General features: G+C 52.6%; 12 protein-coding genes, 1 tRNA gene and 1 pseudogene. 8 read left to right on the forward strand and 6 right to left on the reverse strand.

Features of this window, described 5'->3' with window-relative positions:
• Window positions 1-2 precede the first annotated feature (2 nt).
• Window positions 3-1,010: a fimbrial protein gene (locus ACWKXN_RS06565; RefSeq protein ID WP_454543524.1), complete on the forward strand. Its 1,008-nt coding sequence runs from the start codon at window positions 3-5 to the stop codon at window positions 1,008-1,010.
• A gap of 42 nt (window positions 1,011-1,052) precedes the next feature.
• Here ACWKXN_RS06565 and ACWKXN_RS06570 read toward each other — a convergent pair.
• The 4 genes and pseudogenes from ACWKXN_RS06570 to ACWKXN_RS06585 form a co-directional block, all read right to left on the reverse strand.
• Window positions 1,053-2,026 (reverse strand): annotated as a pseudogene (locus ACWKXN_RS06570) (IS4 family transposase); the annotation flags it as partial.
• A gap of 388 nt (window positions 2,027-2,414) precedes the next feature.
• Window positions 2,415-3,605: a tyrosine-type recombinase/integrase gene (locus tag ACWKXN_RS06575; protein WP_454543525.1), complete on the reverse strand. Its 1,191-nt coding sequence runs from the start codon at window positions 3,603-3,605 to the stop codon at window positions 2,415-2,417.
• A 176-nt stretch (window positions 3,606-3,781) separates the two neighbouring features.
• Window positions 3,782-3,856 (reverse strand) — tRNA-Arg (locus tag ACWKXN_RS06580).
• A gap of 75 nt (window positions 3,857-3,931) precedes the next feature.
• Window positions 3,932-4,861 (reverse strand): formate/nitrite transporter family protein, encoded by a 930-nt coding sequence (locus ACWKXN_RS06585; protein WP_029740160.1) that lies wholly within the window; start codon window positions 4,859-4,861, stop codon window positions 3,932-3,934.
• A 315-nt stretch (window positions 4,862-5,176) separates the two neighbouring features.
• Here ACWKXN_RS06585 and mlaA point away from each other — a divergent pair, with 315 nt between their 5' ends.
• Window positions 5,177-5,929: a phospholipid-binding lipoprotein MlaA gene (mlaA, locus tag ACWKXN_RS06590; RefSeq protein WP_023312585.1), complete on the forward strand. Its 753-nt coding sequence runs from the start codon at window positions 5,177-5,179 to the stop codon at window positions 5,927-5,929.
• 44 nt (window positions 5,930-5,973) lie between these two features.
• On the opposite strand, the gene fadL is transcribed toward mlaA, so the two are convergent.
• Entirely contained in the window at window positions 5,974-7,257 is a 1,284-nt protein-coding gene (gene fadL, locus ACWKXN_RS06595) for a long-chain fatty acid transporter FadL (RefSeq protein WP_033146109.1), read from the reverse strand.
• 372 nt (window positions 7,258-7,629) lie between these two features.
• Here fadL and ACWKXN_RS06600 point away from each other — a divergent pair, with 372 nt between their 5' ends.
• From ACWKXN_RS06600 to sixA, 4 genes are all read left to right on the forward strand, one after another.
• Window positions 7,630-7,914, forward strand: coding sequence for a YfcZ/YiiS family protein (locus tag ACWKXN_RS06600; protein ID WP_045888684.1), 285 nt, complete (start codon window positions 7,630-7,632; stop codon window positions 7,912-7,914).
• Window positions 7,915-8,151: 237 nt separating this feature from the next.
• Window positions 8,152-9,462, forward strand: a complete 1,311-nt coding sequence (gene fadI / locus ACWKXN_RS06605; protein WP_033146108.1) for an acetyl-CoA C-acyltransferase FadI — start codon at window positions 8,152-8,154, stop codon at window positions 9,460-9,462.
• Window positions 9,462-11,609 carry a fatty acid oxidation complex subunit alpha FadJ gene (fadJ, locus tag ACWKXN_RS06610; protein WP_454543526.1) on the forward strand — a complete coding sequence of 716 codons (2,148 nt, stop codon included), beginning with the start codon at window positions 9,462-9,464 and terminating at the stop codon, window positions 11,607-11,609. Before fadI ends, fadJ begins: the two co-directional genes overlap by 1 nt.
• Window positions 11,610-11,818: 209 nt before the next feature.
• Window positions 11,819-12,304: a phosphohistidine phosphatase SixA gene (gene sixA / locus ACWKXN_RS06615; protein WP_032659231.1), complete on the forward strand. Its 486-nt coding sequence runs from the start codon at window positions 11,819-11,821 to the stop codon at window positions 12,302-12,304.
• A gap of 46 nt (window positions 12,305-12,350) precedes the next feature.
• Here the strand turns inward: sixA and smrB are convergent, their stop codons facing one another.
• Complete coding sequence (smrB, locus tag ACWKXN_RS06620; RefSeq protein ID WP_033146105.1) at window positions 12,351-12,902, reverse strand: endonuclease SmrB; 552 nt, start codon at window positions 12,900-12,902, stop codon at window positions 12,351-12,353.
• A 145-nt stretch (window positions 12,903-13,047) separates the two neighbouring features.
• Between smrB and prmB the strand changes: the two genes are divergently transcribed.
• On the forward strand, window positions 13,048-13,980 hold the full coding sequence (gene prmB / locus ACWKXN_RS06625) for a 50S ribosomal protein L3 N(5)-glutamine methyltransferase (RefSeq protein ID WP_039023972.1): 933 nt from the start codon (window positions 13,048-13,050) through the stop codon (window positions 13,978-13,980).
• Window positions 13,981-14,040: 60 nt separating this feature from the next.
• Window positions 14,041-15,126, forward strand: coding sequence for a chorismate synthase (gene aroC, locus ACWKXN_RS06630; RefSeq protein WP_029742149.1), 1,086 nt, complete (start codon window positions 14,041-14,043; stop codon window positions 15,124-15,126).

Raw genomic sequence — 15,126 nt, forward strand, 5'->3', positions numbered from 1 at the left:
TGATGATGAAACGATATGTTGTATTTGGGGCCCTGGCTACACTGTCCGTTAGCATGACAAGTGCGCTGGCCACCTGCACGCTGCAAAATGGGGCTAAAGCTGGAAGCGTCTCAATCTCTTTTAACACCGATACGTTGGATCCGGGCGTCAGCGCCGGTACGCAGAGACAGACGCAGGCAATTAGTGCTACCACCATGGCGGCTGCGATGGGCATTAGCTCATCGCAGCGTATAGCCGCATGCACCGCGGACGAGAGTTTTATGATGACGGATAGTTCCTATCCGCTACGGGCAGGGGATTCACCGGGAAATACGGGATATATTGAAACTGGTATCCCAAATCTTTATATGTATATCGTGTATACTCCCGGTACGGCAACAGGCATTCTATTTCCAACAACCGCGGGTGGCGATTACACGCGCGCAGCAAGCACCATTAACTTCGGCTTAGGACGTTGGTTGGATATTGGCAATGCCACCATCTTTTTGTACCAAGCGGGTAAAATATCGCAAGGTGGCGTCGTACCTGCGGGCATTTTAACGCGTTGGCGCACCTCAGATGGAGTAAATATGGTCGATATCATCCTCAACAGTTTTGTCGTCAACGTTAAAAGCTGCCAGTTAACCAATAACACTCCGACAGTTTCTTTAGGTGATGTACATGTTTCACATTTTAACGGTATCGGCAGCAGCGCCGGTAACACAGGTTTCACACTAGGAATGAACTGTGACTCTAGCATTAAACCAACGATTACGTTTACAGGGGTATCAACAAACCACGGAACCGTTTTGCCGTTAAACAATCTTGATGCTTTTACCACCGCTAGCGGCGTGGGCCTAGAATTACTCTACGGACAGAACAAAGTAACGTTTGGCGAGGCTCTGTCGTTGGGCGCCACCACTAATGGGCTCAATAACTACACTTTTACGGCCCGCTATGTGCAAACGGAAAGTAGCATCAAGGCCGGTGAAGCTAACGCAACGGCAAACTTTACGATCAATTATGAGTGATTATGCTGGGAAAAACACGGTCCCATCAGAAATGCCAGTTAGTTAAGCAACTGACTGGTTCTTTTTCTGGGCTTTGGGTATTTACAGTCCCGCTCCTTTCTTCCCCTCGGGAAGCCCCTTTGCCTTCTTGTCGGTAACTTTACAGGCTGTACCATACCTTTATTATCGCATACCAACTCCGGACCCGCCCCGGAGGAGCGTCCTTAAATGTTATCAACATTCACATTACCATTCCGCATGATTCTGATAAAATACGTTGGTTTTGTCAGTTTCCTTTCAGATGGTAAGTTGTTTTAATTTTATGATACATAATAGGATTGTAGCGAGTAAGCAGCCCAAAAGTTCCTGTTCAATAAGTTCCGGCTTTTTACTTACCATCGTCAGTTTGCTAAGTCGTATCGTCTGTTTTATCTCCTGTATCCCAGCATTATTTCCCTGCGATGACTGTACAGGTCTGCCATTTCTCCTCTGTAATAAATCATCGTGTCAGTCATCGACGTCAGCTGATGGCTGATTTTCCATTTACACGTAATGGTCAGCAAGCGGGCAGTCATATCATCTTCCGGAGCCGGCTTTGTCCGTACATATGGAATGTTTTTCAGCGTCACTAGATAGTTGCCTTTACCCAGATTTCTAACCTCTTCTTATGACGCTACCTTCCTGATTGGGGTAACCTAATGCTGGTGCACTCCCGCCCGGCTCAACGCATTCAGCGGTCCCTGTGAGTAATAAACTTTATTAATTAACGTCAGGGGTTATCGCCTGTTTGCTCTGTGAGTTGCTCAGTAAGTTCGTTTAAGCTGTTTTATAATTTTATCGAAAGCCGCGGCCGTCAGCAGCTTGCTGGTCAGCACCATCTGACAGTCCATTTTTACCTATGGGTAGAGAGCCTGATTTCCGCCATTTCTGGAGGGGGAACGTCTTATTGTTTTCTGGTGTGTCCAGCGCTCGTCAGAACGCACCATCACACGACCAGCAGGATCAGATCGCACCAGTGTGGGGGGCGTGGAGTTATGTCAGAACTGTACTGTTTGTGTGAATCAAAGAACTACTGGCCGTTGCCCAGAAGCCATGGCCACATATATCTACTTTCGTGTCGTAGCTTATTTGCCGCAGTGCATTATTCACCGAATTTTTCACTCATAGGCTCTCAGGGATTGTGGTCGACAGTGAAAATCAGCTCATGCTCTCCACTGATCACCAGTATTTCTTTGAGAAGTTCGACGGGCTACCAGGAAAGACTAACAATGTGCATTGGGTAAGTTTTTGAGCCCCGCAGTGAATGTTTTCCTTTTAGAACGCCTCATGCTTATATTCATTCTGTGTGATAAATATGCCAGATGGCCATAGAACAAAAAAAAAAAGAATGACATTCCCCGCTCCTTCAGGAACGGAGAACTAACACTAACTGTTTGCCGATGAACTGAGAAGCTTGTCAATATAATCAGCGTACCACTGCATCATTTCTCGTCTTCCTTCCAGATACTGTGCATGGTTGTATGTGCCGCGAATACTATTTTTATCCACGTGAGCGAGCTGCATTTCGATCCAAGCTGTATTAAACCCCTGCTCATGCAGAATGGTACTCATGGTGTGGCGAAAACCATGCCCAGTCGCTCTCTTATCGTAGCCAACCCTTTTTATAACCATATTGACGCTTGCTTCACTCATCGCTTTGTTAACATCGTTTCGTCCTGCAAAAATAAGCTGGTAGCTTCCTGTTAGTTCTTTCAATTGACGAAGAGCGCCCAAGGATTGAGCCGATAACGGGACAACATGAGGACGTTTCATTTTCATTCTAGTTTTGGGGATTTCCCAGATACGATTATCGAAGTCAATTTCACTCCATTCAGCCAGACGTAACTCTACTGTTCTCAAGCCTGTTAGCATGAGCAATCGGGTTGCGAGAAGAGTAATAATACTTCCGGAGTAGCTTGATAACTTTTGCAAAAAATCAGGCAGTTCGGTGGCGGTAAGAAATGGATAGTGCTGTTTCTCATGGCCTTGCAAAGCGCTACCAAGATCAGCTGCAGGGTTGTAATCGGCACGACCTGTAACAATCGCGTAGCGAAAAACTTCACTACAACGTTGGCGTACTTTGTTTGCAAGCTCAGGTGCTCCGCGCTTTTCCATTCGTTGTAATACGGACAAAAGCTGCAGTGGCTTTATTTCATTCACTGGCTTAGAGCCTAGATAGGGGAAGACATTATTTTTAAAAGCTCGCTTGACGTAATCAGCATAACTTTTCGACCAACCAGAAACTTTCGCACTGTACCATTCGAGGGCAATTGCTTCAAATGTGTTGGTAACTGAGAGTTTTTTGGCTAGCTGAGCGGCTTTTTTGACCTCTCCGGGATCCTTATCATTCGACAATACCTTTCTTGATTCATCTCGTTTAGTGCGAGCTTCCGCAAGTGAAATGTTCGGGTAGGTTCCGAAAGAGAGCTTTTTTTCTTTCCCAGCAAATCTATACTTCATGCGCCAGTACTTTGAACCATTAGTATTCACTAAGAGATAGAGACCTCCGCCATCAGCGAGCTTATAGGCTTTGTCTTTAGGTTTTGCAGTCTCGACTTGACGCGCATTTAAGGACATTTTTGGGGGCCTTATTTTTATTGAACAGGATAAGCCCCCACTAAGGCCCCCAAGCGTTTATTGATACACGTTGAAATGGGGAGACATCAGTTGACGTTGCATAGCCAGAATGGAGGGTTTTTAACTGATTATAAAGGGATTTTATTGAATTTGGTAGATGTCAGAAGAGGTGTGTATGGTGTCCCCTGCAGGAATCGAACCTGCAACTAGCCCTTAGGAGGGGCTCGTTATATCCATTTAACTAAGGGGACGAGGCGGCACGAGTATAGCCTTATTTACACTTTGCGTTAAGCGCATCGCCGCCTGACTGCTCAAAGAGTCACCATTCAGGTCGATTTTTTTGTCGATTTATCATCATTTTCCCGTGCCTTGAGCTCAGCTTTGCGTTTGTTCGACATGTCGTTACGAATTTGGGCATGGCTTAACAGCGCGAAGATAAACGTTCCGCCGCAAATGTTTCCCGCCAGCGTCGGAAGGGCAAACGGCCAGAAGAAATCGCTCCAGTGAAGCGTACCGTTAAAGACCAGATAGAGGATTTCAACGGTACCGACCACAATATGCGTGGTGTCCGCCAGCGCAATCAGCCAGGTCATCAATATGATCACCACAATTTTGGCGCTTCCCGCTGAAGGAAACATCCAGACCATCGTGGCGATAATCCAGCCTGAGATGATGGCGTTTGAGAACATCTCGACCGGCGTGTTTTTCATTACGTCCATGCCGATTTTCACAAACGCATCCCGGGTGGGTTCATCAAAGATCGGCATATATTCAAACGCCCATGCCGCGATGCCCGTGCCGATGATATTACCCAGCAGAACCACGCTCCAGAGCCGCATCAATAAACCGAAATTACCAAGTGTGGGGTTTTGCATCACCGGCAGAACGGCGGTCACCGTGTTTTCGGTAAACAGCTGCTGGCGGGCCATGATGACAATAATAAAGCCGAAGGTATAGCCGAGGTTTTCCAGTAAAAATCCACCGGGTACGCCTTCCAGCTGCACATGAAATATCCCTTTTGCAAGCAGAGATGCGCCCATTGATAGCCCGGCAGCGATGGCTGACCAGAAGAGGGCCATCGCGTCGCGCTCCATCTCTTTTTCACCATCCTGGCGTATATGCTCGTGGATGGCCATTGCGCGGGAGGGGAGGCGATCTTCATCAATTTCTATCTTCTCGCCGCGCGCTTTCTCCTCGCTTTCAATTTCAAGCTCCTCAGTGCTCTCGCCAATTTTTTCTTCGCCTACATCTTTCATATCTGCTCCCGGAGGTTGATCTTTCTGTTAAGCGTAGCGGCTTTTATCGGGATGCCTGTGGGGATGCTCTTAAATTGGCGGCAATGACAACAAAGGTGATACATCTCTTTCAAAGTCATTATAAAATTGCCAGCGAAACGAATTCCAAAAGCCAGGCTATGCTGAGATCAGAGTCACGGTGGTTACTGCCCGTAATTGTGCTCATAGACATCGGTAAACGTGCTGTTACAATCGCTTGCACGTTTACAGACGGAGCGTCAACGGCTCCGTTACGGATGGCAATCAACGATAGCCATACTGAACAGGGAGATATTTATGAAACTTCGGCTGTCGGCGCTTGCGCTTGGCGCGACGATGCTTGTGGGCTGCGCCAGCTCCGGTGAGCAAACGGGACGCTCCGATCCTCTCGAAGGATTTAACCGCTCAATGTATAGCTTCAACTACAACGTACTGGACCCGTATGTGGTTCGTCCGGTGGCAGTAGCATGGCGCGATTATGTTCCACAACCCGCGCGTAACGGGTTAAGTAACTTTACCAGCAACCTCGAAGAGCCTGCGGTAATGGTGAACTACTTCCTGCAGGGCGACCCGTATCAGGGGATGGTCCACTTTACCCGCTTCTTCCTGAACTCCATTCTGGGTATGGGTGGCTTTATTGATGTTGCAGGTATGGCTAACCAGAAACTGCAGCGTGAACAGCCGCACCGTTTCGGCAGCACGATGGGACACTATGGCGTCGGGTATGGTCCGTACGTGCATTTACCGTTCTATGGTAGCTTCACCCTCCGTGATGATGGCGGCGATATGGTGGATACGCTGTATCCGGTCCTTTCGTGGCTGACCTGGCCGCTGTCGGTGGGTAAATGGACGGTGGAAGGGATTGAAACACGCGCGCAACTGCTCGACTCTGATGGTCTGCTGCGCCAGTCTTCTGACCCGTACATTATGGTGCGTGAAGCGTACTTCCAGAATCATGACTTTATTGCCAACGGCGGCAAGCTGAAGCCGGAAGAGAATCCAAACGCGAAGGCGATCGAAAACGAACTAAAAGATATCGATTCGGAGTAAATAAAAAAGGTGAGCAATGCTCACCTTTTTTGATTCCAGCGCGATTAGAACGCGTAGTTGAAGTTCGTACCGAACAGCCAGGCTTTACCTTCAGAGGTAAACTCGTACGGACCTTCCTTGAACGTTACTTTCTGACCGTGCATATAAGATACGCCCGCATCGATGGATGCATTCTCGTTCAACGCATAGGTCGCACCAGCACTTAACCAGAAGCGGTCCTGATCCGGAATGGAAATGGAACGTTTGTCTGCCGGAACCGGGCTGTCGTCAAATGCGATACCGGAGCGGAAAGTCCAGTTTTTATCGTAGTAGTAGGTGGTACCCAACGCTATACGATAGGCATCATGGAAGCTTTCGTCCTTATAGAACAGCGTTTGACCATTGGTTCCGGTCGCTTTCAGCTCCTGGAACTGGCTCCAGCTGGTATAGGCCAGGCTATAGTGAATAGCCCATTGTGGTGCAACGCGGTTGTAACCGGAGACTTCCCACATTTCTGGCAAATGCAGCGACAGTGAACCCGGAACGGTCTGGTTGGACGTTCCCCAAGGAATGGTAGTGCCCGCACCTGGAACCAGATTGTTCACAGGCTTCAGGATGCCGCTCTTGTAATCGCCGTCGAAGTCAATTTTCACTTCGGAACGATAGGTCAGGCCCCAACGGTTGTTTTTGTCCAGCTCGTACAGGATACCGGCGTTCCAGCCATAGCCCCACTCATCACCTTCAAGACTGGCAATTTTATTGCTGTTTTTAGGCAGGCGAGCAGTCTGTTCCCCGGAATAACGTTCAATCTTGGCGTCGGCGTAGACGGCATCAAAGCCCAGGCCAAAACTCCAGTTATCGTTCAGGCGATACGCACCGCTCAGGTTGAGGTTCAGCGTAGTAAGATCGGTTTTACCGCCGTATTCACCAGCCGGGTAGTTGTTATTGAACTCGGTAGCCAGGCCGTAGTTAGACGTTACGGATGCACCCCAGCCAAACTGTTCGTTGATAGGCGCAACGAAGTGCAGGTTTGGGATCCATGCTGTTGGGGCAATATTGTCTGCTTTAAGGCTCGCACCCGTGTAAGGCGACTTACCAGAAACGTTGACATCAGGATCGATATAAACCGCACCGGCAGAAAAAGTCGGACGATCGAACATCATGATCAACGCGGGGTTACGACTCGCGTTACCCGCATCATCAGCGATAGCGCCTTCCCCGGAATACGCACGGCCAAGGCCAGAGGAAGAAAATTCGTTTAACTGAAAGCCCGCTGACCAGGCGGAAGTGGAGACGAGTGCCACTGCGACTGCCAGCGCAGTCTTGTTGAACAGGGTTTTCTGGCTCATGACCATAACCTCATTGAGTTATTTTTATTCAATAATTGTTACATACCGTAACAGGAGCGCGAAGTGTAGGGTCTGAGGTATGACAGACAAATCAGACCAGTGGCCAGAGTATAGGTCTGACCAGCCGGAATGTTGCAAGTTTGTTTATTAATATTTTCAAGCATGTTTCGTGAAACGAGATCTGGTTGGCAAAATTGTGACCATCACGACTCACCCAAAAGGGTGGTTTTTGTTTTAGATCATTTTTTAGTGTGATATTGGTCACTTCTCCGATTTTGCGCCATTAACGGCTGGAGAGCGCCCGCTCCGGGGCGTAAAATATCAGCATCGTGTCTATCTCGCGCGCTGCGCGAATACAGAGGAAATTGAGCTATGAGTAAATGCAGTGCTGATGAAACCCCGGTTTGCTGCTGTATGGATGTTGGGACCATCATGGACAACACCGATTGCACCGCCTCTTACAGCCGTGTATTCACCAACCGTGCCGAAGCGGAAGAGACCCTGACCGCGCTGAGCAAGCGTGCGCGTGACGTTGAATCCGATCCGTGTGAAATCAAGTCTACCTTTACCGAAGTGGAAGGCGGCGTGAAGCTGGACATCGACTTTATCTTCGCCTGCGAAGCAGAAACGCTGATTTTCCAGCTGGGCCTGCGTTAATCTCTGCGGCCTGATGCCCTCACCCCCAGCCCTCTCCCACGGGAGAGGGTGCAAACACTAAAAACGGTAACCTGTGGGTTACCGTTTTGCTTTTTCCTTGGGGGCATTTTCTTTTTCTTCTCTGTGTTTTAGCTCGCACTTTTTCGTTTCCCCGATTGGCTGAATGTAAAAAATGGTTAAGACTATTATCAGGTCAGACCACTTTATGTTTGCGAAAATTTTTTACAGGGGAGTGTTATGAGTCAGGCATTACCGCTTATTACCCGTCAGGGCGATCGCATTGCCATAGTCAGTGGATTGCGCACGCCATTTGCGCGTCAGGCAACGGCGTTTCATGGCATACCGGCCGTCGACCTGGGGAAAATGGTAGTGGGGGAGATGCTGGCTCGCAGCGAAATTCCGCCTGAGGTCATCGAACAGCTGGTATTCGGTCAGGTCGTGCAGATGCCTGAAGCCCCCAATATTGCGCGGGAAATCGTCCTCGGTACCGGGATGAACGTGCATACCGATGCCTACAGCGTCAGCCGCGCCTGCGCAACCAGCTTCCAGGCCGTGGCTAACGTCGCTGAAAGCCTGATGGCGGGCACGATTCGCGCCGGGATTGCGGGTGGAGCGGACTCCTCTTCGGTGCTGCCAATTGGGGTCAGTAAAAAGCTGGCGCGCATCCTGGTGGATGCCAATAAAGCCCGCACGACGGGTCAGAAACTCAAACTCTTCTCGCGTTTACGCCTGCGCGACCTCATGCCTGTACCACCTGCCGTCGCGGAATACTCCACCGGCCTGCGCATGGGCGATACCGCCGAGCAGATGGCGAAAACGTACGGCATTACGCGTGAACAGCAGGATGCTCTGGCGCATCGCTCGCATCAGCTTGCGGCAAAAGCCTGGTCGGAAGGCAAGCTAACCGACGAGGTCATGACCGCCTATATTCCCCCCTACCGTGAACCGCTTGTGGAAGATAACAATATTCGCGGCACCTCAACGCTGGCGGATTACGCCAAACTGCGCCCGGCGTTTGACCGCAAACACGGCTCGGTGACGGCGGCGAACAGTACGCCGCTGACGGATGGCGCCGCCGCCGTGATCCTGATGACCGAATCCCGCGCGAAGGAGCTGGGCATCACTCCCCTGGGCTATTTACGCAGCTATGCCTTCACCGCCATTGATGTCTGGCAGGACATGCTGTTAGGTCCGGCGTGGTCCACGCCGCTGGCGCTGGAGCGCGCGGGGCTGACGCTGGCTGATTTAACCCTGATTGATATGCACGAAGCGTTTGCCGCGCAAACCCTGGCAAACGTACAGCTGCTGGCAAGCGAGCGTTTCGCGCGCGATGTGCTGGGCCGCGCCCATGCCACGGGCGAAGTGGATCAGAGTAAATTCAACGTGCTGGGCGGCTCTATCGCCTACGGTCATCCGTTTGCCGCCACAGGGGCGAGGATGATCACGCAAACATTACATGAACTCCGTCGCCGCGGCGGCGGGTTTGGCCTCGTTACCGCCTGTGCGGCGGGTGGCCTTGGCGCAGCAATGGTTCTGGAGGCTGAATAATGGATATGCCATCTGCATTTAATCTGACGGTTCGCCTCGATAACGTGGCCGTTATCACTATTGATGTGCCTGATGAAAAGATGAATACCCTGAAGGCCGAATTTGGTGTTCAGGTGCGCGCGATGCTAAAGCAGATCCGCGACAACAAAGCCATTCGTGGTCTGGTGTTTATCTCTGCCAAGCCGGATAACTTTATCGCCGGCGCGGATATCAACATGATCGCCCGGGCGCAAAGCGCTCTGGAAGCCGAAGAGCTGGCGCGTCAGGGCCAGCAGGTCATGGCGGAGATCAACGGTCTGCCGATCCCGGTCATTGCCGCGATCCACGGTGCCTGCCTGGGCGGCGGGCTTGAGCTGGCGCTGGCCTGTCACAGCCGGATTTGCACCGACGATGCGAAAACGATTCTGGGTCTGCCGGAAGTGCAGCTGGGCCTGCTGCCTGGCTCCGGCGGAACGCAACGACTGCCGCGCCTGGTGGGCGTAAGCACGGCGCTGGAGATGATCTTAACCGGTAAACAGCTGCGTGCCCGCCAGGCGCTGAAAGCCGGTCTGGTCGATGACGTCGTGCCGCAGTCCATTTTGCTGGAGGCCGCCGTTGAGCTTGCGCTGAAAGGGCGTCAGGCAAAACGTCCTCTGCCGGTACGTGAGCGCGTGCTGGCCGGCCCGTTGGGAAGAACGCTCCTGTTCAACATGGTGGGCAAAAAGACCGAACAAAAAACCAAAGGCAATTACCCGGCGGCAAAGCGGAGCCTCGAAGTGATCGAGACCGGGCTGTCGCAGGGAAGCAGCAGCGGCTATGCCGCGGAGGCCAAAGCCTTTGGCGAACTGGCGATGACGCCGCAGTCGCAGGCGCTGCGCAGCATCTTCTTCGCCAGCACGGAAGTGAAAAAAGATCCGGGCAGCGAGGCGCAGCCCGCTCCGCTGCGTGCGATTGGCGTACTGGGTGGGGGGCTCATGGGTGGCGGAATTTCTTTTGTTACCGCCAGCAAAGGCAAATTGCCTGTACGAATCAAAGACATTAATCCTAAGGGGATCAATCACGCGCTACAGTACAGCTGGCAGAACCTTGATCAAAAGGTCAAGCGCCGCCATATCAAGGCAAGCGAGCGCGACAAAACCCTGGCGATGATATCCGGTACGACGGATTACAGCGGTTTTGCGCACCGCGATCTGGTGATTGAAGCCGTGTTTGAAGATCTGGCGCTTAAACAGCAGATGGTGGCAGACGTTGAGCAACATTGCGCCCCGCATACCATTTTTGCCTCCAATACGTCGTCATTACCGATTGGCGATATCGCAGCGAAAGCCGCGCGCCCGGAGCAGGTGATTGGGCTGCATTTCTTTAGCCCGGTCGAAAAAATGCCGCTGGTGGAAGTTATTCCGCACGCGACTACCAGTCCGCAAACTGTTGCCACCGTGGTGAAGCTGGCGAAAAAACAGGGCAAAACCCCGATTGTGGTAGCGGACAAAGCTGGCTTCTACGTCAACCGCATTCTGGCTCCCTACATTAATGAAGCAATGCGGTTGCTGACGGAAGGGGAGAAGATTGAGCACGTCGACGAGGCGCTGGTAAAGTTTGGTTTCCCCGTTGGCCCAATCCAACTTTTGGATGAGGTGGGAATAGACACCGGCACTAAAATTATACCAGTGCTGGAAGCTGCATATGGCGATCGTTTTAGCCCACCTGCAAACATTGTTTCTGCGATTTTGAAGGACGATCGCAAAGGCAGAAAAAATGAACGCGGTTTCTATCTTTACGGCGCGAAAGGGCGTAAAAGCAGGAAACAGGTCGACCCTTCGGTATATGGACTCATTTCGACCACAGGTCAGGGAAAACTGTCCGCCGTTCAGTGCGCTGAGCGCTGCGTGATGATGATGCTCAATGAAGCGGCGCGCTGCTTTGATGAGCAGGTGATTAAGAGTGCACGCGATGGTGACATCGGCGCGGTATTTGGCATTGGTTTCCCGCCGTTCCTTGGCGGCCCGTTCCGTTACATGGATACGCTCGGCGCGGGTGAAGTGGTTGCTATCTTGCAACGTCTGGCTTCGCAATATGGTCCACGCTTTACACCGTGTGACCAATTATTGCAGATGGCGGAACGCGGCCAGACATTTTGGCCTGCAAGGGAAACTGTCCTCGTAAGCTGAGGTCAAAGAAGGGTAAATCCTGAAGTGAATGGATCTGTTCTGGCGATTTTGTAAACAGAGATTGACTATACTTACGCCATTGAGGTAAAAAACAGCGTTTCATTCACCGAATGGATCAGGCACAATGCCCGGCCATCGGGTTTTCTACCTCTTAGCATTTATCGCGGGTAGTTAACGCCGGTGATTCTGGTTAACAAAAGCGGTGCAATATGCAAGTTTTTATCATGCGTCACGGCGACGCGGCACTCGATGCCGCCAGTGACTCAGTACGTCCTTTGACCGTCTGTGGCTGCGACGAATCTCGTCTGATGGCGACCTGGCTTAACGGTCAAAAAGTGGACATCGAACGCGTTCTGGTGAGTCCGTTCCTGCGTGCAGAACAGACGCTGGATGTGGTAGGGGAGTGTATGAACCTGCCGACCAGTGTGGATGTTCTGCCTGAACTCACCCCGTGTGGCGATGTAGGCCTTGTCAGCGCTTATCTTCAGGCGCTGTGCAATGAAGGTGTCGCTTCCGCGCTGGTCATTTCCCACCTGCCACTGGTTGGCTATCTGGTATCTGAGCTGTGCCCGGGCGAAACCCCGCCGATGTTCACGACATCCGCCATTGCCAATGTTTCTCTCGACGAAACGGGCAAAGGTGTCTTCAACTGGCAAATGAGTCCGTGCAACCTGAAGATGGCAAAAGCTATCTGACGTGACGTGCGATATGGCGGGGCGCAATGTGCTTCCCGCCATTCTGTCAGGGCAACTCTGGCGGCTGCCACTCTTCCACTTCAATCAACACCAGCAACGCGGCATCTCCGCCGTACTCTTTCGGTGCCTGATGAAAAGCCATTACGTGTGGGTGCTGAGCCAGCCACAGCGGCGTTTGTTGCTTGAGGATATGTTTACCGTGGCCGTGCATCACGCAGGCGCAAAAAACATGTTCACGGCGACAGGCGGCGATCAACGCCCCCAGCTCTTGTTTCGCCTGCATCTGCGTTAAACCGTGCAGATCGAGAAACAGCTCCGGCGAATAATCCCCGCGGCGTAATTTTTTCAGCTCAAAATGGCTGACGTCTTCGCGTACGTACTTCACAGCCCCTTGCGTGTTGAGCAGCGGCTGAAATTCATCTGAAAAATAGTGGCTGTTATCGGCCTGCTCCTGCAGAAGACGCTTGACCGGTACTTCGCTGATTTTTTTACGCAGCGGGCGATGGACGATGGTGTCCTGCGTGATTTTACGCGTCCCGGTCATCAGCTGACGGAAGAGCGCCTGATCCTCCTCGCTGAGCGATGTTTTCTTTTTCATTCGTCATTCTCATCTCGTATTTCCGACAGTGTACCCGACTAAACGCATTTTTTAACCTCAAGCACGACGCGTCATTGCTGATTTATCGCCGTCTTCATGGCAAACTAGCCGCCGAAAATTATGCGAGCATGCCCTGGAGGAAAGAGTGGATAAAATATTTGTCGATGAAGCAGTAAACGAGCTGCATACCATACAGGACATGTTGCGCTGGTCGGTTAGCCGCTTCAGCGCCGCCAATATCTGGTACGGTCACGGTACCGATAATCCGTGGGATGAAGCCGTACAGCTGGTGCTGCCGTCTCTCTACCTGCCGCTGGACATTCCGGAAGACATGCGCACCGCGCGCCTGACTTCCAGCGAAAAACACCGCATCGTTGAGCGCGTGATCCGCCGCGTGAACGAGCGCATTCCGGTCGCCTATCTGACCAACAAAGCCTGGTTCTGCGGCCACGAGTTCTATGTCGATGAACGCGTGCTGGTGCCGCGCTCGCCGATTGGCGAGCTGATCAATAACCACTTTGACGGTCTGATTGGCCATCAGCCGCAGCACATTCTGGATATGTGTACCGGCAGCGGCTGCATCGCCATCGCCTGCGCGTACGCCTTCCCGGAAGCGGAAGTGGACGCGGTAGATATCTCTACCGACGCGCTGGCCGTGACCGAGCACAACATTGAAGAGCATGGGCTCATCCATCACGTTACGCCAATTCGCTCCGACCTGTTCCGCGATCTGCCGACGCTGCAGTACGATCTGATCGTCACCAACCCGCCGTACGTCGATGCTGAAGACATGTCCGATCTGCCGAACGAATACCGTCACGAGCCGGAGCTGGGTCTGGCGTCAGGCTCTGATGGCCTGAAGCTGACCCGCCGCATTCTGGCCTGCGCGCCGGATTACCTGACCGACGACGGCGTTCTGATTTGTGAAGTGGGCAACAGCATGGTACATCTGATAGAGCAGTACCCGGATGTGCCGTTCACCTGGCTTGAGTTCGACAACGGCGGTGACGGCGTCTTTATGCTGACCAAAGCGCAGCTGCTCGACGCGCGCGAACACTTCAGCATCTATAAAGATTAATCCAGCGGGCTTCGGCCCGTTTCACAACGCTCAAACACAAACTACAACATCGGAGCCGTGATGGCAGGAAACAGTATTGGACAGTTATTCCGCGTGACCACCTTTGGCGAGTCGCACGGGCTGGCGCTGGGCTGTATCGTTGATGGCGTACCGCCAGGCATCGAACTGACCGAAGCCGATTTACAGCACGACCTCGACCGTCGTCGCCCGGGCACCTCTCGCTACACCACGCAGCGTCGCGAGCCGGACCAGGTCAAAATTCTCTCCGGCGTCTTTGAAGGGCGCACTACCGGGACCAGCATTGGCCTGCTGATCGAAAACACCGATCAGCGCTCCCAGGACTACGGCGCCATCAAAGACGTCTTCCGTCCGGGCCACGCCGACTACACCTACGAACAAAAGTACGGCTTCCGCGACTATCGCGGCGGCGGACGTTCTTCCGCGCGTGAAACCGCGATGCGCGTGGCGGCAGGGGCGATTGCTAAGAAATACCTGCAGCAGAAATTTGGCATCGTTATCCGCGGCTGTCTGACCCAGATGGGCGACATTCCGCTGGCGATCAAAGACTGGGATCAGGTTGAACAAAACCCGTTCTTCTGCGCCGATGCCGACAAGCTTGAGGCGCTGGATGAACTGATGCGTGGCCTGAAAAAAGAGGGCGACTCCATTGGCGCGAAAGTGACCGTGGTAGCTGACGGTGTCCCGGCTGGCTGGGGCGAGCCGGTATTCGACCGTCTCGACGCCGACATTGCCCATGCGCTGATGAGCATCAACGCAGTGAAGGGCGTTGAGATTGGCGACGGCTTTGACGTGGTTCAGCTTCGCGGCAGCCAGAACCGCGATGAGATTACGAAAGCGGGCTTCCAGAGCAACCATGCGGGCGGCATCCTGGGCGGTATCAGCAGCGGGCAGCAGATTGTTGCCAACATCGCGCTGAAGCCAACTTCCAGCATCACCGTGCCGGGCCACACGATTAACCGCGATGGCGAAGAAGTTGAGATGATCACCAAAGGACGTCACGATCCGTGCGTGGGGATCCGCGCGGTGCCGATCGCAGAAGCGATGCTGGCGATCGTGCTGATGGATCACTTCCTGCGCCAGCGCGCGCAGAATGCGGATGTGACGACCACCATTCCACGCTGGTAA

The sequence above is a fragment of the Enterobacter sp. UPMP2060 genome, from assembly GCF_053709655.1.